Genomic DNA, 18,729 nt, shown 5'->3' on the forward strand with positions numbered 1-18,729 from the left:
TCGATAGAGTCGAACCGGTATCGACGACGGCACCGACGAGATCCCGTCCGATTCACCGGTTCGAGTTCGCGAGCGTCGACGATTCCTCCGAGAACGCCGTCGCGTCGAGGCGGTCGGCCTCCCGTCGATACGTTTCGATTACGTGACGTGCCCACGATCGAACCCTCTCGTTCTCGGTCACGATGAACGCACAGGTCTCGGGCTGACGGTTCGCGAGGAAGACCGCGTCGTCCAGGACGAATAGATTACACGGAATACGGTCGTCGTAGCGGTACACGTTGGCCCCAGCCTCGAGATATTCCCGCCAGTGCTCTAACCGGTCCCGCCGTTCGCTGAGAGAGGCGTGTTCCCCGTCGGTGAGAACGTGTTCCGTGGTCAGGTTGCCCTCGACGACGGCGTCCCGCACGGCGTTCTCGAACGCTACCGAGGGTGCGATACGCACGAGACAGTGAAAGCTGTCGGCCTCGCGAATCATGCCGACGAGTTGCGTGTCGGGCGCCAGCGGACTGTTCGATTCCGGGCGACTAACCGTCGCATCCCTGAAGTGGTGCAGACCGATCGACAACTCGTCCGCCGGGAGCCAGCCGACCGCGTCGCCGAGGCTCCTGATCGCCTGCATCGCTCCGACGAGCGGCACGAACTTGCTGATGGCGAACTCCCCGGCGGGCGTCGCGACGTACGTTCCGTCGGTGGTCCGCTCGGCCCAGCCGCGCTCTTCCAGTTCGGTGAGGATCCGCTCGAGCGTCGATCGTGACGCCGCGGTCGCCGCCGCAACGTCGCGGGACGCGTGCGGTTCCGTCGCGAGCGTGGCGAGTATCTCGACCCGGTTGCTCGATCGCGCGAGGTACGCGATGTCCGCCAGTGCGTCTTCCGGTATTGCTCTGGACTCGTCGAGCATATCTAGACCGGCCATGGCAATAGTTATCAAAGTGCACGTATTCCGGAACCCGGTACACCGGGGGAATCCCCTCACGGGATAATGGAATATCGCTCGCTCCCGAAACGACGAAACTGCCCGCAGCCGAGTCGAGTTCCGGACGGACGGCAAGGCGATCGGTACGAGCGACTCCGCGAACTCGAACGCGAACGAACGGGACTCGGAGAACCTGTTCCGAACGAACCAGCACATCGAGCCCGCGACCTGACGGTCCGCCTCCCGACGTTCTCCGTCGATCCGATTTCGGTAGCCGCCCAACGGAGCGGCCCCGCTATCGAGCGGGGCAGTTACTCATCCAAGAGCCCGAGCTGGTCGAGAAAGTCGTGGTGGTCGAAGTAGGTGCGTTCCTCCTGCAGTGTGCCGTCCTCGACGACGAACGTCGCCATGGACCGGATTTCGAACGATTCGTGAGTCGGGAGAACTCCCTCGAACTCCCCGTCGTGGGTCCCCGAGAGCGTGCTCTCGGTCATGACCAGCGACTCGTCGGCGAGCAGTTCGTGGAGCGTGATCTCGAAGTCCGAAAAGCCGTCGACGACCTCCCTGGCGTACGATTCGACGTTCTCACGGCCCCGGATCGTGTCCGCGGTCGGAGACGTAAACGTGAACGACTCCGCGACGACGTCCGACAGGTCCGAGAATGCCCGTTCGTTCCAGATGCGCTCGTACTCTCTGACGATCGCTTCGGCGTCGGATGTGGCTTTCGCCATCAGTGGCTCACCCCGTTCCACACCACGTGCTGTGATACCATACCGTTACGCCGTGAGAATCCGCTCGCGGTGTAAACGGTGACAGGACGTATCAGGCAGCTACGGTCCGGTCGAGACCGATCTGGCAGTAGAATCACGTGGCGTGGGACCGTAGCGAACGCTATGGCGGAACGAATCCCGGTTCGGATCATCGACGGCGACGAGGAAACGACCATCGAGGTCGAACGGGGCACGAACCTCCGGGACGCGCTGCTCGACCGCGGATTTCAGGTCTACGGAACGCTGTCGCAGTACGCCAACTGCGGCGGCCGGGGGCTGTGTTCGACCTGTACCGTCGAGGTCGATCCCGCGCCGGAGCCGACCCACTGGCACGACGCCGCGGCCGTCCGGTTCGGCTACCCGCGACTCTCCTGCTGTATCGAGGTCGAGGAACCGATGACGGTCGGGCTCCTGGACAAGCACGTCTGGGGTCAGGTCCTTCCGCGGCAGCTATCTCCCGACTGACGATCCGCCGCCGCTACTCGAGTAGAGCGCTCGGCTCGATCGATCGCGACGGTGGGGCGAGCCACTCGACCTCGTGCTCGCGAACGGCGAGCACGTCGGCGAGTCGAATCCGCCGATCGGGTTCGAACTCGACGGCGGCCTCGACACGAACCACCGTGTCCGGTTCGACCTCGTCGGCCCCGTCACGGGGGCGTTCGGCGGGTTCGAGGCCGACTCCAGCGACTCGCGTCTCGATCGGGTGCTCGCCGAAGCCAAACCCTCGCACTTCGGCCTCGAGGTCCGCTTCGACCGCAGTCACGGACTCGGTATCGGCCGTGAGCATCGCCTGGACGGACCGGAACGCCTGCGTCACGGCGACGTGTGCCCGCCGCTCCGTCCCGCCCTCGCTATCGACGACGAGCGTGCGAACGAGGCCGCCGTGATAGCCCGTCGGCCCGCGCGGCGCGGTGGCGACGACGATCGGCGCTCCCGATCGGAGCGCCGCGTCGCCGTCGGTGGCCGTGATCGTCGTGGTTCGGGCGGGAAAGCCACCCGCCGCGATGATCGCCTCGTCGACCGCGCGTCGCAACCGATCGGGCGTCACCGCGTCACCGCTTGCCACGAGTCGTCCGTCCTCGATCGTCGCGTCCGCGAGTACCGAAGCGGCGCGACGGACGCCGGCGGCGGCGGCCGCCTGTGCGGTATCGACGTGGTCGCGCTCGGCGTCGGTCTTCGTCGCTCGCGTTCGTTCGACGACGTCGGTCGACGCGAGCGAGAATCCCGCCTGTTCGAGGTAGAGCGCCGCGTCGTGCGGGATGCGGGCAGGGGTGAGGACGGTCCCCGTGCCGACCCGATCGGTCAGCCCGGATGCGAGGTCAGCGGCGGGGTGACCCGCCGAGTCCGCGCTCGAGACCGAGAGCCAGCGCGTGCCGTCGAACGCGAGGGCGCGAATAGGAGCGCCGCGCCGATCGACGGCGGACGGAGACGAGGACGAGCGGCAGTACCGAATCGCCGGATCGCGGTCCGGACCGGCGTGGACGAACGCGACCGCCTCGCGGGAGTCGAGGGCCGTCGCCAGCGCCGCCTCGAGTGCGGTGTCGTCGCCGTCGGTCACGGCGCTTCGGCTTCGACCTCGTCGGCTTCGGCGTCGGCCGGTTGCTGGGCCTCCTCGATCAGTTCCTCGAGGGTCGTGTCGGTCAGGCGATTCTTGAGCAGGACGTCGATCGGGAGCGTCGGCGCTCCGTCGACGAGGTTCTCAAGGAGGACGAGCCGTTCGCGAGCCCGGGACATGCCGACGTAGAAGACGCGCCGTTCGTTGTCCGTGAGAACCGGGACGGGCGAGGTGGTCTTGGTGAACTCCTCGCAGCCGGGGATGGCCTCGGGATCGTCGACGGTCGCGACCATCTGCTCGACGACCTTCTCGGTGAGGTCGGTGCCGACGAAGACGTGGTCGGCCTCGCGACCCTTCGCGGAGTGGATGGTGCCGACCCGGACCCGATCGGTCTCCATGTTCTGGTACTCGCCGATGGCGAAGTACGAGCGGATGCTCTTCTTCTGGAAGTTGGTGACCTTGCGGACCATGTCGGCCGCGGAGGCGGGACCGGGCATGAACGGAGCGTGGTCCTGGACGACGTCCGCGGGGACCGCAAGTTCCTCCAGGTCCTCGACGCCGGCTTCCTCCTGGAGTTCGTCGATCGTATCGAAGAAGTCGTCGCGTTCGTTCGTTCCGAACGCCGACTCCTGGAGCATGTCCGCGAGACGGCGGGCCTGCAGGCCGGTGACGTCCTCGCCCTCGTCGATCGCTTCGACGGCCCGGACGTACTGGGTGAGCCGATCGGTCCACATTCGCTGGTCGGTCAGCGAGGTGAACGGTACCCCCTCGGTGATGAACTCGTCGATGAACTGGAACATCTGGTAGCGCGCCCGGAACAGCACCATGATCGTTCCGTCACCTTCCACGAGGGTGCGCCGGACGTTTCGGACGACGTCGAGCATCGACGCGTTCGCGCGGGCCTCGACGGCCCCGCCTTCCTTGCGCGGCTTGAGGTCCTTGTCCTGACGGTGATCGATGTGACGGATCTCCTTGTTGACCGCATTGAGCACGTTCGAGGGGAGCCGGTAGGAGTTCGGGAGAATGACGTCTTCGTCGACCTCCTCGTCGAGCAGCAGGGCGGGATCGGCACCCTGCCAGGAGTAGACGACCTGGTCGTCGTCGCCGGCGATCAGGACCTGCTCCATGTGGGGTTTCCACTCCTCGTAGACGTCGTACTGCAGCGTCGTGATGTCCTGGAATTCGTCGATCACGAGGTAATCGACGCTCGGGAGCAGCGATCGCTGTTTCACGCGCTCGAGCATGTCCGCGAAGCCGATCTTCCCCTGTTCGCCCTTGTAGGCGCGCCAGCCGCGGATCGCTTCGGGAACGTCGATCCGATCGTCGTCGCTGGGCCAGGTCGGCGTGTACTTGTTGCCCTCCTGGGCGTGGGAATCGATCTCGGGCGGGAGACGAACTTCCTCCTCGTCCCACTGGAAGGGGACGTCGTACCAGTCCGAGACGTCGCGGCTGGTCCGCTGGAGCCACTGGCTGGTGGCGATGATCTTGTTTCCGATCGTGGTCGAGCGGGCGGTGCGACGGCCGGCACCGCTGTACTCGTCTTCGAACTCGAGACCGTAGTCCTCGCAGAACTCCTCCTTGTCGGATTCGCCGATCACGTCGCTACGAGAGAGATCGAGGAGTTCGTAGGCCTTCGCGTGCATCGTACAGACGTTTCCCTGCAGTGCACGCGGGCTCTCGTCGAGTCGATCGGCCAGTCGTTCGCGAACCTCCTGTGCAGCCGCTCGCGTGTACGAGACGACGAGGATGTCCCGGAATGTAACGCCGTCCTCCTCGAGGATCTCTTCGACGTGGTCGAGCAGGGCCGTCGTCTTCCCGCTGCCCGGACCACCGAACAGCCGGGTCACCTTCGTCTCCGTGGTAGCCATTATGCCTGTTCAGGGTCGCAACACCCATAAGTCACGTGGATTTTCGACGAGAGAAACGCGACGCGTGTTGTTCGACTGCAGGCGGTACGTCAGGGGTTGCGGGGAGACCGGGCGGTTCGGACGTCGGCACCGTCACGGATCTTGTCCTGACAGTCCGGACAGACGCGAGGGTCGTCGACGCCGCGCGGCGTGAAGACGCGGGCGTAGGCCTCGGTCACGAACGCACCACAGTTCTGGCATTCCGGCATTGTCCTGTACGTAACCTCTAGGGAACAAACACATTATAATTGTGTCGTCTGCGGAAGGCTGAAAATAGCCGGTAGGGACCGGCCACCCGAACGAACTGGACACAAGTCCGGGTCGAACCCGGTTCCGGATCGGAACCGGCAGTGAACGCTTCCGGTCCGGACGAAAAACGGAGTCGATCGCGACCCGGGCTTATCGGGTCGGTTCCCACCCGCAGACGGTACAGACGGTCGCGGACGTATCGTGGAGTCCGCCACACTCGGGACACTGTTTCTTGTTATACTCTTGCTCCCACCCGACTTGGTCTACCGTGTGGCCGCGATCCGAGAGGAATTGATCGAGGACATCGTCACCGGCATCGCTGGGTGAGGTTGCCATAGGTGTGTCAATGCACACCATACTATTAAATCGTTTGGAAGGGTGAGCATCCTGCCTAATGGTTCCGGACAGGTCACGATCCCGATCAGTCGGTCGGCGGAAACGTTCGGTCAACGAGTATCTATCCGCCGGGGAGTGACCCGCGGGTTTTTGCCCGACTCGGCCCAACGACAGCGTATGAGCGACCTGCGCCTCGACGCGACCCAGCTCGATCGGTACTCGAGACACGTGATCATGGACGAGATCGGCCCCGACGGCCAGCAACGACTGCTCGAGGGGAGCGTCCTCGTCGTCGGCGCGGGAGGACTGGGATCCCCGGCGATCCAGTACCTCGCGGCGGCCGGCGTCGGCCGTCTGGGAATCGTCGACGACGACGTCGTCGAGCGATCGAACCTCCAGCGACAGGTCGTCCACGGCGACGCGGACGTGGACCGACCGAAGGTAGAGAGCGCAGCCGACTACGTGGCGGCGCTCAACCCGGACGTCGACGTCGAGACCCACGAGATCCGTCTCACCGCCGAGAACGTCGGCGATCTGGTCGAGGAGTACGACGTCGTGCTCGACGCCAGCGACAACTTCGCCACCCGGTACCTGCTCAACGATCACTGCGTCCTCACCGAGACGCCGCTCTCCCACGGTGCGATTTACCGCTTCGAGGGACAGATCACGACGTTCACGAACGATCGCGGCGAGTCGTCTCCGCCGTGTTACCGGTGCATCTTCCCCGAAGCGCCCGAACCGGGGACCGTCCCCGACTGTGCCACGACGGGCGTGCTCGGCGTCCTCCCCGGAACTGTGGGCTGCATCCAGGCCACCGAGGTGGTGAAGTACCTGCTCGGGAAAGGCGACCTCCTCGAGGGCCGACTCCTGATGTACGATGCGATGGCCATGACCTTCGAGACGGTCCCGGTGCGGTCGAATCCGGCCTGTCCGGTCTGTGGCGACGATCCCGAGATCACGTCCGTCGAGGACGTGTCGTACGAGGGGACCTGCGAGATTTCGGCCGACTGACCCGAGACGACGGGACCGTTAGCTCCGCAGAAGTCCGCCGTCGATCGGCACTTCGGACCCGTTGACGAAACTGGCACGCGGACTCGAGAGGAAGGCGACGACCTCGCCGAGTTCCCGGGGATCCCCGATGCGATCCATCGGGATCTCGCCCGCCATGTCGGCCAGTCCCGCCTCGTAGTCGTCGTAGGTGCCGCGGTCGACGCGGGCCTCGACCAGTTCCTCGATTCGCGACGTCTCGATCGTCCCCGGCAGCACCGCGTTAGCCCGGATCTCCGGCGCGAACTCCCGTGAAATTGTCTTCACGAGACCGATCACGCCCCGGCGCACCGAGTTCGAGAGGAGCAGTCCGTCCGCGACCTCCCGCACCGTCCGCGAGGTGATACAGGTGATCGTCCCGTCCGCCGAGTCGAGCAGGTGCGGGTGGGCCTCCTCGATCGTCCAGACGACGCTCATCACCAGCAGATCGTAGGCCTGGTACCAGTCCTGTTCGTCGGTCTCGAGGAAGGTCGTGCTCGGCGGCCCGCCCGAGGACGTTACGAGGTGATCGAGCCCGCCGAAGGCGTCGACCGTCTCGCTCACGAGGTGGGAGACGTCGTCGGGGTCGGTGAGGTCGGCCTGGACGGCGAGTACGTCACCTTCCGCCGTTTCCTCGAGTTCGTCGCGCGCCGCGTCGAGTCGATCGGCGTCGCGACCGCAGATCGTCACGTTCGCACCCTCTTCGGCGATCGCCCGGGCGGACGCAAAGCCGAGGCCGCTCGAAGACGCCGTCACCAGTGCCGCGTTTCCGTCGAGTTCGAGGTCCATACTGAATTCCAGGAAGGCGGGATACAAATCTCTCGGGGGATCTTGTATCGTGATAGTTTGGAACAGATTGGGCAATATTCAGTCCGTGGGATGGGTTTGAACTGAAAAGATACTTTTATGATACTTTATGAGAAACTGCCAGGGAAAGCCAAACGCCATAGCAGGTCGAGGATATCCCGCGTGGAAAATCATGGAAGACTATGACGTTGTATTCCAAGGTAGGCCCTCATATATCACAATTATTCGAAATGGAACTAAACCGATTAATTATTTAAATGGCTGAATCTACTAATATAGTACAAAAGAGCTTTGAACTTCAAAAGAAAAACTCGTTCCCAAAGGACGAGCGGGATTACGCCGTCGTCGATTTCTACCCCGACGAGGATCGAGTCGTAATTCTCGGCTGTCTCGTGAACGGCAACTCGCTCCATCAGCTCTCGCTTGAGGACCTCTCGCTCGAAAACGAGCTAGTGATGACCGGTTCTAGCCTTTACTTGTATCGCCTCGTCGTCGAATTCGCGAACGGCATCCCGGAAGTATTCGAAATCGAACATTACGACGTGGACGGGGACCAACAGTACAGGGTCTTAGAACAGCACATTCCGCCCGACGATCCCGACCGTGAGTGCGGGACGCGCCCGAGTTGACGCACCTCGCGCCCGGTACCCGACGTGAATTACGGTCAGTCCGACCCCAGCCGCTCGAAGTAGATCGTCCGTCGATCAGTCCTGGTGACGAACGCGGACCATCCCCTCCGACGTCACGCCGACGATCAGCGGCGACGCGATCTTTCGGCCGGTGACCGCGTTGCCGGCGGCGTCGCTGACGACTTTCATCAGGTCCGGGGCGGTGTGGTCGACCTTGACGCCGGCCTCGTCGCAGGCGTCGTAGACCATCTGCGGGACGTCGTAGAGGTCGGTGTCCGCGGAAACGCGAACGCGAACCGGCGCGCGAAGCGCCTCCGCGAAGGCGACAGTCTCCCTGGCCTTGGACAGGTTCTCGCGGGCGCTGGCCTCGATCGAGGAGACGTTCGCTCGCGAGGTGCCGAGTTCGTCGGCGATGTCAGCCTGCGAGACGTCCCGCTCGCGGAGGGCAAGCACCTGGGCCTGACGGTGGGTCAACACGCTCGTTTCGGGGTCGAACCCGATGTCGTCGAGCAACTCCTCGACGTCGTCGATCACGGCGATCGCCTCCGGGGAACTCGCACGCTCATACGTCACGCTAGACGACGGCGTGACCAAAGTTTCCACGGTCCCCCGGCCCCGAAATCGAACTCGATCCGGGTCACGGGTAGTCGGTTCGCGCACAGCGACGCGGTCTGGGAGCGGCTCGACTCGATCGCGCCAGCGTCCGTTTGCAGAGGACGCCGATCGGACCGGAACCCAGAGGAAAAACCGCGTCAGTACGTCAATTCCCAGCGTTCGTCGTCGATCGCCGAGAGTTCCTCCGCGACGCCCTCGGCGAATCGGTACTCGTCGCCCTCGCGAACGACCGTTCCGGCCCGTTCGAGGTGCTCGAGGTGGGCGTAGGACTCGCCGGGGCCGTGGAGGATGTGAATGTCCTCCAGGTCGCCGAACAGGTCGGCGCTGACGGTCCAGGTGTCACACGGGCCCAGCCGATCGAGCGCGTCGAGCACCCGGTAGGACCGCTCCTCGTGGTGGTCGATGATGTAGGCGGCTCGATCGGCCGGCTCGTCGATCGGGTCGCGGTGGCCGGGCCAGGCGCGATCGTAGTCGGCGTCGACGATCCCCTGCAGCGCGCGGAGGTACTTCGCGAGCGGATTGTCGACGCGGACGTCCGCGCCGCCGACGTTCGGCGTGTAGACGGGGAGCAGGGCGTCGCCCGTGAACGCCTCGCGCCGGCCGTCGAGTTCAGTCTCGAAGACGCACAGGCCCGCCGCGTGGCCCGACGTGTGGACGACGCGGAGTTCGCGCCCGTCGAACGAGAAGGCGTCGCCGCTCTCGATCGGCGTCACGGTCGGATTCTCGGCGGAGACGTCCGCACTGACCATGAGGTTCCGGAGGACTTCCCGTCCCGCCTCGGGCATCCCCCACTGCTCGAAGTACCGCTCCTGTCGTTCGAACATCACGTCCCAGGCGTCCTCGTCGCCCTCGACGAGGGCCGCGTCGTTCTCGTGGACGTAGACGTCGGCACCGCTCTCGGCCTGAATCTCGCCCGCCAGACCGACGTGATCGTGGTGCCAGTGGGTCAGGAAGATCCGATCGACGTCGGCGAATTCGAGTCCGCGCTCCGCGAAGGCGGCCTCGAGCTGGTCCCGGGTCGCCGCCATCCAGTCGCCGGTGTCTATCAGTACCGTCTCCTCGCCGTCCGCAAAGAGGTACGCGTTGTTGTCGCCCTCGAACGCGGAGTTCGACAGCGGAATCCGATCCATGGCTTCCCGTGACGCGGGAAGCGAGAAAATCCTTGCGAGTGCCCGCCGGCGACTCGTACGTCCGCCCGATAGTAAAAACGGCGTTGCGCGACGCTGCCCGGTGACTGTCCACCTGGGGAAGCGATTCAGGATCCCCAGAAGTTCTCGCGACTGCCGAGTCGTTCGCGACGGGTGGCCGGGTCGGACTCGTCCTCGTCGGCCTCCGCGTCCGACTCGTCGGCGCCGTCGGCGTCGTCTTCGTCGTCCGCGAGTTCGTCCGTGTCGTCCGACTCCTCGTCGTCCATCGGCAGGAGTTCGAGTTCCTCTGCGCGTGCATGGTTGCTGTGGACCCGGGTGATCTCGACGCGAGCACGCGCTTCCGGGAGGACGCCGTCGACCATCACGATGAACCCATCCTCGGTTCGCCCGACGCCGGCACCGCTCTCGTGCATGTCGACGACGTCGACAACGACCTCTTCGCCCGGTTTGACCGGCTGGGTCTTCAGATCCTCGATCGGCTGGCTGTAGTGATTACACCACTCCTTGCCACCCCGGTCGCCGTAATGTTGACACCCCATTCCGGAGATCCGTTCGGAAAAGCTCGGACAGTCATCGGCGAGTGGACAGTCTGCCATGTTCCGTACTACCGGTGGCGTCGTTAAACCGTTTCCGTCTTGAGAACGGCAGGCAGGATCCTCAGTGACTGTTGTGAACGACGACGCCGGAACAGCCGGCGTCCCAACTCGACCGACGACGGGGACGGGTGTCAAGTGAACGCTGAGTACGGAACGGGGCGTTTCGAAAACGTTTACGGGAGGGAAGACAGAGTGATAGATGATGAAAATCCTCGTTACGGTCAAAGAGGTTGCGACCGTCGAAGACGAGTTCGAGATCGAGGGAACCACCATCGCCGACGAGTACCTCGGTGCCGACCTCAACGAGTGGGACGACTACGCCATCGAAGAGGCCGTCCAGCTCCAGGAAGACGGCATCGCCGACGAAGTCGTCACGGTGACGATCGGTCCCGAAGACTGCGAACAGACCATTCGCCAGGCGCTCGCGAAGGGTGCCGATCGCGCCGTTCGCGTCTGGGACGACGCCCTCGAGGACGTCGACCTGCTCGACGTCGGCGCGAAGACGGAGATCCTGCAGGCCGTCGTCGAAGAAGAGGATCCCGACCTCGTGCTGACGGGCGTCCAGGCCGGCGACGACAGCTTCGCCGCGACCGGCGTCTCGCTGGCCGAAGACCTCGACTTCGAGTGGGGTGCCGTCGTCAACCACCTCGAACACGACTTCGACGACGGAATCGCCTCGGTCCGCCGCGAACTCGAAGGCGGCGTCGAGGAGCTCACCGAGATCGAACTCCCCGCCGTGCTGACGATCCAGACGGGGATCAACGAGCCGCGCTACGCCAGCCTGCGGGGCATCCGCCAGGCACAGCGCAAGGAACTCGACGTCCAGAGCCTCGCCGACATCGGCGTCGACGAGAGCGCGATCGAGTCCCAGCTCGAACTGACTGACATGTACGAACCCGAGAGCGAGAGCGACGTCACGATCTGGGAAGGCAGTGCCGAGGAGACGGCGTCGGAGCTCGGTGACCTGCTCCGCGAGAAGGGGGTGGCACCATGACGGACGTCCTCGCGGTCACGGACCACCGCCGCGGCGACCTGCGCGACGTCAGCTACGAGATCATCACCGCCGGTCGCCAGCTCGCAGACGAAACCGGTGGCGACCTCCACCTCGCCGTCATCAGCGGCACCGTCGACGAGTTCGCCGACAAACTCGATCGCGACGGCGTCGACGTCATCCACACCGTCGACGAGGGCGAGGAGTTCAACCACAACGTCTACACGCAGGCGGTCGTCCAGCTGTACGACGACCTCGCCCCGCAGTACGTCCTCACGCCCAACAGCGTCAACGGCCTCGACTACGCGCCCGCCGTCGCCAACCGCCTCGGCCTGCCGATCGTCACCGACACCGTCGACCTCGATACCGACGGCGAGACGCTGATCGCGACCCGCGAGATGTACGGTGGCAAGGTCGAGACGACGTCCGAACTCGCCGACAACGCCGTCGTCACCATTCGCGGTGCCGAGTGGCCCGCCGCAGAGGGGACCGGTGACGCCGCGATCGAGGCCTTCGACGCCGACATCGACGAGGACGCGATCGGATCGTCTGTCAACGGCTTCGAGGAAGTCGCCGGCGGCGACGTCGACATCAGCGAGGCCGACGTGCTCGTCTCCGTCGGCCGCGGGATCGAAGAGGAGGACAACATCCCGATCATCGAGGACCTCGCCGACGCGCTCGACGCGACGGTCTCGTCCTCGCGCCCGATCGTCGACAACGGCTGGCTGCCCAAGAACCGCCAGGTCGGCCAGTCCGGAAAGGTCGTCACGCCCGACGTCTACATCGCGATCGGCATCTCCGGCGCCGTCCAGCACGTCGCCGGCATGAAAGGATCCGACACGATCGTCGCGATCAACACGGACCCCAACGCGCCGATCATGGACATCGCCGACTACGCGATCCACGACGACCTCTTCGACGTCGTGCCGGCACTCACGGAAGAGTTCGGCGGATAAGCGAGACGATCGCGAGCGAAGCCGGAGGCCGAGTGAGCGGCTTTTTTGGACGACATTCGCACGAAAGCGAGATAGCACGTCGTGGGGACGAGCAGTCAAGCGTGATACCGGCACCCGTACACGGGCTTCCGTCGGTCGCTGCGTACATCGAACGTCGTGAAACTGCGAGAATCGATCGGATTTTGCCCGACCGTTTAGTAGTATTCCGGGCGTAGGCGTTTGTAACGCGGAATGTTCTGATGAAATACTGTACATTCGTTAGAAATATTAACCGAGACCGGAAGAATAGCGCCCAATATGGCACCCACTATATGAATCTTGTAGTGAGAGTCCAGAACACATATGTACTACTGATTAGATACGACTCCTATGTCGTTCCGATCGAGTCGACGGAATCTACTGACAACCATCGGGGTCGCTGGGTGCGGCGGCCTCGCCGGCTGTCTCAGTTCCATTCCCGGACGTAACGTCGACGACGGAGACGGTGGTGGCACGGATCGTACGCTCAAAATTGGGGTGATGCAGCCGATCAGCGGAGGTCTCGGTTCTGTGGGGAAACCGATTCGAGACGCCGCATTACTTCCGATCGAACAGGTCCGAGACCAAATCGCTCTCGGGATCGATTACGAGGTCGCGGACACGGAGACGTCCGCGAGGGCCGGAGTCGAGAAGGCTGCTCGCCTCGTCGAAGCCGGGTATCCGATGGTCAACGGGCCGGCGGCCTCCAACGTGACGTTACAGGCGACCCAGCAGGTGCTCATTCCCCGCCGAGTCGTCAGTTGTTCGCCGGCGTCGACGTCGCCGACGATCACGGCGTTGAACGATGCCGGACTCGTCTATCGGACCGCCCTCTCCGACTCACTGCAGGCAGCCGTCCTCGCCGAACAGGCGTCGACGGACCTGGGTCGCGAGAACGCGGCCACGCTCTACGTGAACAACGACTACGGCTGGCAGCTAAGTCGGGCGTTCACCCGGTCGTTCCGGAACTCCCACAACGGGACGGTCTCCGTACAGGTCCCCGTCGAAACCGGACGGGACTCCTACACCGAAGCCATCGAGCGGGCGACGGCCGACGATCCGGAACTCATGATCGTGATCGGCTACCCCAAGACGGGTGCGCAGTTGTTCGACGACCTGATCGGCGGCGGCTACGAGGGTGACATTCTGGTCACCGACGGACTGCGAGACGGCGGTCTCCACGAGGCGACCGACCACTCGATCGACGGAATCCGAGGCGTCGCAGCGGCCAACGCCGGACCCAGGGAGGACGACTTCGTACAGATGTTCAAGGACACCTACGACGCCGAACCGGGAATCTTCACGGCCCACGCCTACGATGCGACGGCCGTCCTATTACTCGCGAACGCCTTCGCCGGGCAGAACGACGGGGCGGCGATCAGGAACGCGATGCAGCGGGTAACCTGGGGCCCCGGCGAGGTAATCTACCCGAAACAGCTCCCGAAAGGACTCGAACTCGCAGCGCAGGGGGAGAACGTCGAGTATCGTGGGGCCTCGAGTTCGATCGTCTTCGACGAGTACGGCGACGTGGAGGACGCAACGTTCGAGTACTGGAAGTTCGACGAGAGTGCGGACAGCGGAATTACCGAAATCGACAGGGTGAGTACGTGATGACGAAACTCGAAGAACTGGTACCGTCGTTCATCAGGCGACGGTATCTCGTGAAATTCGTGGTCTCGATTCTGGCTGTCGTCCTCGTCATTGGTGCAGTCGGCGCCGTCAGCTACGCCGAAATCGACGGGACGGTCCGGACCGAGTCGAACGATCAGCTCGAATCGACCGCCGAGTTACAGGCGAACTCGATCGGCGAATGGGTCGGAACGATGCGCGTCCAGACGCGAACGGCGTCGACGTCGCCCGTCCTCCAGGACGGCGATCCACAGGAGGTCCAGGGCAGGATCATCGAAGAGCAAGCGCGAATGTCCGTCGACGTGCGGGCGATCCACTACGTCGATACGGAGACCGGCGAAGTGGTCACCAGTACCAACGCCGAACTCCGCGGCGAGTCGTTCGCCGATGTCGACGAACCGTGGACGGAGGCGGACCTCGCGGGCGAACTGGTGTTCGACGAGGCGGTCTGGAACTCCGAGCAGGCATTCGAGTCGGACTCCCTCGGCGATCAGGTGATGGCCTTCGCCAGCCCGGTTCCGGAACGCGACGATCGCGTCGTCGTCGTCATCGGCACGCTCGAGTACCGCGTCGAGCAACTCCACCAGGAGGGCGCGGCAGGTTCGACGGCCATCATCGACGAGGACGGTGACGCGGTACTGCAGGCCGAGCAGGAGTCGATCGACGAGATATCGTTCGACGACGACGCCACGGAAGCCGCCCTCGGCGGACGAGTGACCCGGATCGAATCCAACGACTACGTCCAGGCGTACGTTCCGGTCGGTGCCACCCAGTGGGTCGCCGTCACGAGTGTCCCGACCGAACAGGCCTACGGCGTCGCGACCGACGTCGGCACCAACGTCATCGTGATGGTGCTCGTCAGTCTGCTCACGCTCGGTGTCGTGGGGGCCATCCTGGGGCGTCAGACCGTCGTCCCGCTGGCCGAGTTGCGCGATCGGACCGAAGAGATGGAGGCAGGAAATCTCGACGTCGACCTCGAGACGTCCCGGACCGACGAGATCGGCCGGTTGTACAACGGCTTCGACAACATGCGCACGTCGCTGCGCGAACAGATCGTGGAGGCCGAATCCGCTCGGGAGGACGCCGAACAGGCCCGCGCCGAGACCGAGTCGATCAACCGGCATCTCGAGTCGAAAGCAGACGAGTACCGCGACGTGATGGCACAGTGTGCCGCCGGCGATCTGACCCAGCGACTCGATCCCGAGAGCGAGAGCGAGGCGATGGCCGACATCGCCCGCTCGTTCAACTCGATGGTCGACGAACTCGAGGAGACGACCGCGAACGTCAAGACGTTCGCCACCGAGGTGGCGACGGCGAGCGAAGAGGTGACGACGAGCGCGGAAGAGGTCAGATCGGCCTCCGAGCAGGTGACCGAGTCGGTCCAGGAGATCTCCGACGGCGCGGATCGACAGAACCAGCATCTGCAGGCGGTCTCGAACGAAATGAGCGGGCTCTCGACGACGACCGAGCAGATCGCGGCGTCGTCGAACGAGGTCGCCGACCTCGCCGAGCAGACCGCCGAAACGGGCCGGTACGGACGCGAAGCGGCACAGGAAGCGATCGACGGGATGCACGAGATCGAATCGGAGTCGGCCGAAACCGTCGCCGCCATCGAGGCGCTCGAGGAGGAGATGGAGCAGATCGACGAACTGGTCGAGTTCATCTCTGACGTCGCACAGCAGACGAACATGCTCGCCCTGAACGCCAACATCGAGGCTTCACGCGGCAATGCCGGCGAAGACGGCGAGAACGGGTTCTCCGTCGTCGCGTCCCAGGTCAAAGAGCTCGCGAAGGACACGAAAGAGACCGCCGAGGACATCGAGCAGCGACTGGAGCGGATCAACGAGCGGACCGACCACACGGCGGCGGAGGTCCAGAAGACCGCCGATCGCATCTCGACGCACGTCGACTCCGTCGAGAACGCTGCGGCAGCGCTCGACGAGATCGCGGACTACGCGAGCCAGACCAACGACGGCGTGCAGGGAATCTCCGCTGCGACCGAGGAACAGGCCGCCTCGACGCAGGAAGTCGTCTCGATGACGTCGGCTGCGGCCGACATCTCGGAGACGACGGCACAGGAAGCCCAGCACGTGGCGGCGGCAGCGGAGGAGCAGACGTCGTCCCTCGCCGAAGTGTCGGATAGCGCGAACTCGCTCGCCGGACAGGCGGCCCGCCTGAGCGAGGCGCTCGACCGCTTCGAGACCGATCGAGAGTCCCGGTCCTGGGCTTCGGAGACCGGCACCGAACTGGCCTTCGAGGACGGTGCCGACGGATCGGTCGACGAGGACGACGACACGGCCGAAGCCGACGACGCGGACTCCGCCACGACGGAGTCCGAATCCGGCGCGTCAGAGCCCGAACGAACCGACGACCCGTTCTCGTTCGATCAGGTCGACGAGTCGTAGGTTCGGCGGAACCGTCACGTACTTTGTAACCCCGTCCTAAGCGCTGCCAATGGAACTTCTGGAGCGCCGTCGGGCGCTGATCGAGGAGCGCCTCGTCGACGTCGTCGAGGGAGTCGATCCCGAGACGCTCAGCGAAGAAGTTCGGCACGTCACGCTCTCCGGAGGGAAGCGCGTTCGACCGATGGTCACCATCCTCGCCTGCGAGACCGTCGGCGGGTCGGCCGAAGACGCCGTCGATTTCGGCGTCGGGATCGAACTCGTCCACAACGCCTCGCTGGTCGTCGACGACATCATCGATCGCTCCGAGTTACGGCGCGGGACGACCAGTGCGTGGACCGAGTTCGGTCACGGGCCGGCGATCATCGCCAGCGACGGGCTCCTGGGAGAGGCGTTCGCGCTGTTCTCCGCGGACCCGAACGCCACGCAGGTCGTCGCCGAGGCGATGGTGGAACTCGGGATCGGCGAGGCGACCGAGCTGTCGGCCAAGCCGACGAACGAAGGGGAGTACATGACCCTCGCGAGGCGAAAAACCGGCGCGCTGTTCCGGGCGGCGGCCGAACTCGGCGCGATCGCCGCCGGCTCGGATCCCTTCACCGTCGAGGCGCTCGGCGAGTACGCCGAACGCGTCGGGGTCGCCTTCCAGATCAGGGACGACGTGCTCGACGCGGTCGCCGACGCGGACGACCTCGGCAAGCCGACCGGCCACGACGCCGCCCTCGAGCGGCCCTCGGTCGTCCAGGTGACCGACCTCACCCCCGAGGAGGCGAACGAACGGGCACAGACGGAAGCCGATCGGGCCATCGACGCGCTCGATCGGGTCGACGTCGTCGACCGAGAGGCTCGCGGCTACTTGCAGGAACTGGCGGAGTTCGTGGTCGAGCGGGAGCGCTGACGGCGGCGCTCACCGCGACGCGCTGTCGGGCTGTCGACCGCCCTCGGAGAATCTAGATTCGGCGACGGCGAAGGTGAGCGTGCTCACGATCCCGAGCAGCGTGCCGGCCGTGAGCGCCGCCGCGAGGTACGCGATCCCGACCTCGTCCAGGAAGAACGCACTCACCGCGTGGAGGACGATCGCCATCGCGAGGACGTAAAACGGGGCGTTGAGGTATCGCCACTCGAGGGTCCCTGCGATGTACTCGTCGGTGATCTGGCCGAGGCTCGTGGTGATCCCGGCGGCGGCGAACCACTGGATCGAACCGAACACGAGCGCCGCGAGCTGGACGAAGACGCCGACTTCGCCTACCGTCGACGCCTGTTTCGCCTCGAGGGCGTCCAGCCCGCTGACGCCGCCGATGACCAGCAAGGCGGCCGCGACGACGTACGCGAGCAGCGTGGTCCGGCCGGCATAGAGCGATCGGCGGGCCCGTTCGACGGTCGCGTCGAGCCGGTCGCCCAGCCCGAGCCCCCGCGAGATGAGATAGAGACCGAGCAGGGCAGAGGTCGTCCCGAGAAAGAACCCCGGCATGTCCAGCAGGGTGCCGATCAGCGCGAGGGGGTAGATAAGCAGGAGGATTCCCAGCGGGATCAACACCGTCCCTCGCGTCTCCGGGTCGTCCAGCACCTGTTTGAACGTGTAGTACATCGACTCCAGGTTCTGGGCCTGCCTGACGACGACCCGGCGAACGCCGTCGATCGGGACCCGCGATCGGATGATCGGGATGACGGATTCGTCCTGTGCGCCGTCGGTGACCACGAGCGCGGTGACGTCCTCGGCGGTCGAGAGGCTCGCGAGGACGGTGTCGACCTCCTCGCCAACCTCGCGGTTGGCCTGGACGTCACCGTCGTCGTTGCCGGTGACGACCGCGACGGCGACGCTCTCGTCGCGCTCGTCGAGGTCGTCGTAGATGTGCAACCCCTGGAAGATCACGTTGGCATCGGAGTCCTCGGGGTCCGCGGTCGCGAGCGCGACGGCTGCGTCCTCGACGGCGTCGCGACCGATGACGGGCGTCGAGAAACCGGTCTTTCGACCGAGGTCGTCGTCGAGGTCGACACACAGGACCAGCAGCATCGGTTCGTCGTTACACGCCGCAGTATTTCCCTCTTCTGGGAGGACAGATCGATCGGGATCGGTGCGAACGGTGCGAGGGACGCGACCCGCGATCGTCACGCGTCGGGCGATTCGACCCGCGTTTCGGTCCTCGCGGCCCTGACGCCGTCGATCTCGAACCGCGCACCGCCG

At 64.9% G+C, this 18,729-nt stretch carries 19 protein-coding genes; 8 read left to right on the top strand and 11 right to left on the bottom strand.

All coding sequences use genetic code 11. The features are described from left to right. Positions 1-52 precede the first annotated feature (52 nt). Both MUG98_RS18570 and MUG98_RS18575 read right to left on the bottom strand, forming a co-directional pair. A complete protein-coding gene (locus MUG98_RS18570) occupies positions 53-898 on the bottom strand; it encodes a helix-turn-helix transcriptional regulator (RefSeq protein WP_265108908.1) in 846 nt (281 codons plus the stop codon). Positions 899-1,224: 326 nt separating this feature from the next. Then, positions 1,225-1,644 carry an ester cyclase gene (locus MUG98_RS18575; RefSeq protein ID WP_265108909.1) on the bottom strand — a complete coding sequence of 140 codons (420 nt, stop codon included), beginning with the start codon at positions 1,642-1,644 and terminating at the stop codon, positions 1,225-1,227. A gap of 162 nt (positions 1,645-1,806) precedes the next feature. Between MUG98_RS18575 and MUG98_RS18580 the strand changes: the two genes are divergently transcribed. Beyond that, positions 1,807-2,148 (top strand): (2Fe-2S)-binding protein, encoded by a 342-nt coding sequence (locus MUG98_RS18580; protein ID WP_265108910.1) that lies wholly within the window; start codon positions 1,807-1,809, stop codon positions 2,146-2,148. A 13-nt stretch (positions 2,149-2,161) separates the two neighbouring features. Here MUG98_RS18580 and MUG98_RS18585 read toward each other — a convergent pair whose 3' ends face one another. The 4 genes from MUG98_RS18585 to MUG98_RS18600 all read right to left on the bottom strand — a co-directional run bounded on the left by MUG98_RS18585 (position 2,162) and on the right by MUG98_RS18600 (position 5,730). After that, positions 2,162-3,241 (bottom strand): M24 family metallopeptidase, encoded by a 1,080-nt coding sequence (locus MUG98_RS18585; protein ID WP_265108911.1) that lies wholly within the window; start codon positions 3,239-3,241, stop codon positions 2,162-2,164. Next, positions 3,238-5,106, bottom strand: a complete 1,869-nt coding sequence (locus MUG98_RS18590; protein ID WP_265108912.1) for a UvrD-helicase domain-containing protein — start codon at positions 5,104-5,106, stop codon at positions 3,238-3,240. The genes MUG98_RS18585 and MUG98_RS18590 overlap by 4 nt, the downstream gene beginning before the upstream one ends. A gap of 89 nt (positions 5,107-5,195) precedes the next feature. After that, complete coding sequence (locus MUG98_RS18595; protein WP_265108913.1) at positions 5,196-5,354, bottom strand: DUF7563 family protein; 159 nt, start codon at positions 5,352-5,354, stop codon at positions 5,196-5,198. 190 nt (positions 5,355-5,544) lie between these two features. Beyond that, entirely contained in the window at positions 5,545-5,730 is a 186-nt protein-coding gene (locus tag MUG98_RS18600; RefSeq protein WP_265108914.1) for an HVO_0416 family zinc finger protein, read from the bottom strand. A gap of 177 nt (positions 5,731-5,907) precedes the next feature. Here MUG98_RS18600 and ubaA point away from each other — a divergent pair, with 177 nt between their 5' ends. Next, positions 5,908-6,741, top strand: a complete 834-nt coding sequence (gene ubaA / locus MUG98_RS18605; protein ID WP_265108915.1) for an SAMP-activating enzyme E1 — start codon at positions 5,908-5,910, stop codon at positions 6,739-6,741. An 18-nt stretch (positions 6,742-6,759) separates the two neighbouring features. On the opposite strand, the gene MUG98_RS18610 is transcribed toward ubaA, so the two are convergent. Further along, positions 6,760-7,545: an SDR family oxidoreductase gene (locus tag MUG98_RS18610; RefSeq protein ID WP_265108916.1), complete on the bottom strand. Its 786-nt coding sequence runs from the start codon at positions 7,543-7,545 to the stop codon at positions 6,760-6,762. A gap of 275 nt (positions 7,546-7,820) precedes the next feature. On the opposite strand from MUG98_RS18610, the gene MUG98_RS18615 reads away from it, so the two are divergent. Then, positions 7,821-8,192 carry a hypothetical protein gene (locus MUG98_RS18615; protein ID WP_265108917.1) on the top strand — a complete coding sequence of 124 codons (372 nt, stop codon included), beginning with the start codon at positions 7,821-7,823 and terminating at the stop codon, positions 8,190-8,192. Positions 8,193-8,267: 75 nt separating this feature from the next. On the opposite strand, the gene MUG98_RS18620 is transcribed toward MUG98_RS18615, so the two are convergent. From MUG98_RS18620 to MUG98_RS18630, 3 genes are all read right to left on the bottom strand, one after another. Continuing rightward, positions 8,268-8,765 carry a Tfx family DNA-binding protein gene (locus tag MUG98_RS18620; protein WP_265108918.1) on the bottom strand — a complete coding sequence of 166 codons (498 nt, stop codon included), beginning with the start codon at positions 8,763-8,765 and terminating at the stop codon, positions 8,268-8,270. 179 nt (positions 8,766-8,944) lie between these two features. Further along, entirely contained in the window at positions 8,945-9,937 is a 993-nt protein-coding gene (locus MUG98_RS18625; RefSeq protein ID WP_265108919.1) for an MBL fold metallo-hydrolase, read from the bottom strand. Positions 9,938-10,062: 125 nt separating this feature from the next. Next, on the bottom strand, positions 10,063-10,551 hold the full coding sequence (locus MUG98_RS18630; protein ID WP_265108920.1) for a TRAM domain-containing protein: 489 nt from the start codon (positions 10,549-10,551) through the stop codon (positions 10,063-10,065). A 202-nt stretch (positions 10,552-10,753) separates the two neighbouring features. Between MUG98_RS18630 and MUG98_RS18635 the strand changes: the two genes are divergently transcribed. From MUG98_RS18635 to MUG98_RS18655, 5 genes are all read left to right on the top strand, one after another. Continuing rightward, positions 10,754-11,545 carry an electron transfer flavoprotein subunit beta/FixA family protein gene (locus MUG98_RS18635; RefSeq protein ID WP_265108921.1) on the top strand — a complete coding sequence of 264 codons (792 nt, stop codon included), beginning with the start codon at positions 10,754-10,756 and terminating at the stop codon, positions 11,543-11,545. After that, positions 11,542-12,498, top strand: coding sequence for an electron transfer flavoprotein subunit alpha/FixB family protein (locus MUG98_RS18640; protein WP_265108922.1), 957 nt, complete (start codon positions 11,542-11,544; stop codon positions 12,496-12,498). Before MUG98_RS18635 ends, MUG98_RS18640 begins: the two co-directional genes overlap by 4 nt. A gap of 369 nt (positions 12,499-12,867) precedes the next feature. Next, positions 12,868-14,127, top strand: coding sequence for an ABC transporter substrate-binding protein (locus MUG98_RS18645; protein WP_265108923.1), 1,260 nt, complete (start codon positions 12,868-12,870; stop codon positions 14,125-14,127). Beyond that, positions 14,127-16,550, top strand: coding sequence for a methyl-accepting chemotaxis protein (locus tag MUG98_RS18650; protein WP_265108924.1), 2,424 nt, complete (start codon positions 14,127-14,129; stop codon positions 16,548-16,550). The genes MUG98_RS18645 and MUG98_RS18650 overlap by 1 nt, the downstream gene beginning before the upstream one ends. 49 nt (positions 16,551-16,599) lie before the next feature. Then, on the top strand, positions 16,600-17,442 hold the full coding sequence (locus MUG98_RS18655) for a polyprenyl synthetase family protein (RefSeq protein WP_265108925.1): 843 nt from the start codon (positions 16,600-16,602) through the stop codon (positions 17,440-17,442). A 9-nt stretch (positions 17,443-17,451) separates the two neighbouring features. Here the strand turns inward: MUG98_RS18655 and MUG98_RS18660 are convergent, their stop codons facing one another. After that, positions 17,452-18,558, bottom strand: a complete 1,107-nt coding sequence (locus MUG98_RS18660) for a DUF373 family protein (RefSeq protein ID WP_265108926.1) — start codon at positions 18,556-18,558, stop codon at positions 17,452-17,454. Positions 18,559-18,729 lie beyond the last annotated feature (171 nt).

Origin of the sequence: Halosolutus halophilus, from assembly GCF_022869805.1 — an archaeon.
Classification (GTDB): domain Archaea; phylum Halobacteriota; class Halobacteria; order Halobacteriales; family Natrialbaceae; genus Halosolutus; species Halosolutus halophilus.

What these genes read in the sequence shown, in the direction of transcription:
- MUG98_RS18625 (WP_265108919.1), bottom strand. Translation starts at nt 9,937, where the DNA reads ATGGATCGGATTCCGCTGTCGAACTCCGCGTTCGAGGGCGACAACAAC.
- MUG98_RS18640 (WP_265108922.1), top strand. Translation starts at nt 11,542, where the DNA reads ATGACGGACGTCCTCGCGGTCACGGACCACCGCCGCGGCGACCTGCGC.
- MUG98_RS18595 (WP_265108913.1), bottom strand. Translation starts at nt 5,354, where the DNA reads ATGCCGGAATGCCAGAACTGTGGTGCGTTCGTGACCGAGGCCTACGCC.
- MUG98_RS18650 (WP_265108924.1), top strand. Translation starts at nt 14,127, where the DNA reads ATGACGAAACTCGAAGAACTGGTACCGTCGTTCATCAGGCGACGGTAT.
- MUG98_RS18635 (WP_265108921.1), top strand. Translation starts at nt 10,754, where the DNA reads ATGAAAATCCTCGTTACGGTCAAAGAGGTTGCGACCGTCGAAGACGAG.
- MUG98_RS18615 (WP_265108917.1), top strand. Translation starts at nt 7,821, where the DNA reads ATGGCTGAATCTACTAATATAGTACAAAAGAGCTTTGAACTTCAAAAG.
- MUG98_RS18590 (WP_265108912.1), bottom strand. Translation starts at nt 5,106, where the DNA reads ATGGCTACCACGGAGACGAAGGTGACCCGGCTGTTCGGTGGTCCGGGC.
- MUG98_RS18600 (WP_265108914.1), bottom strand. Translation starts at nt 5,730, where the DNA reads ATGGCAACCTCACCCAGCGATGCCGGTGACGATGTCCTCGATCAATTC.
- MUG98_RS18580 (WP_265108910.1), top strand. Translation starts at nt 1,807, where the DNA reads ATGGCGGAACGAATCCCGGTTCGGATCATCGACGGCGACGAGGAAACG.
- MUG98_RS18610 (WP_265108916.1), bottom strand. Translation starts at nt 7,545, where the DNA reads ATGGACCTCGAACTCGACGGAAACGCGGCACTGGTGACGGCGTCTTCG.
- MUG98_RS18660 (WP_265108926.1), bottom strand. Translation starts at nt 18,558, where the DNA reads ATGCTGCTGGTCCTGTGTGTCGACCTCGACGACGACCTCGGTCGAAAG.
- MUG98_RS18575 (WP_265108909.1), bottom strand. Translation starts at nt 1,644, where the DNA reads ATGGCGAAAGCCACATCCGACGCCGAAGCGATCGTCAGAGAGTACGAG.
- MUG98_RS18655 (WP_265108925.1), top strand. Translation starts at nt 16,600, where the DNA reads ATGGAACTTCTGGAGCGCCGTCGGGCGCTGATCGAGGAGCGCCTCGTC.
- ubaA (WP_265108915.1), top strand. Translation starts at nt 5,908, where the DNA reads ATGAGCGACCTGCGCCTCGACGCGACCCAGCTCGATCGGTACTCGAGA.
- MUG98_RS18630 (WP_265108920.1), bottom strand. Translation starts at nt 10,551, where the DNA reads ATGGCAGACTGTCCACTCGCCGATGACTGTCCGAGCTTTTCCGAACGG.
- MUG98_RS18570 (WP_265108908.1), bottom strand. Translation starts at nt 898, where the DNA reads ATGCTCGACGAGTCCAGAGCAATACCGGAAGACGCACTGGCGGACATC.
- MUG98_RS18645 (WP_265108923.1), top strand. Translation starts at nt 12,868, where the DNA reads ATGTCGTTCCGATCGAGTCGACGGAATCTACTGACAACCATCGGGGTC.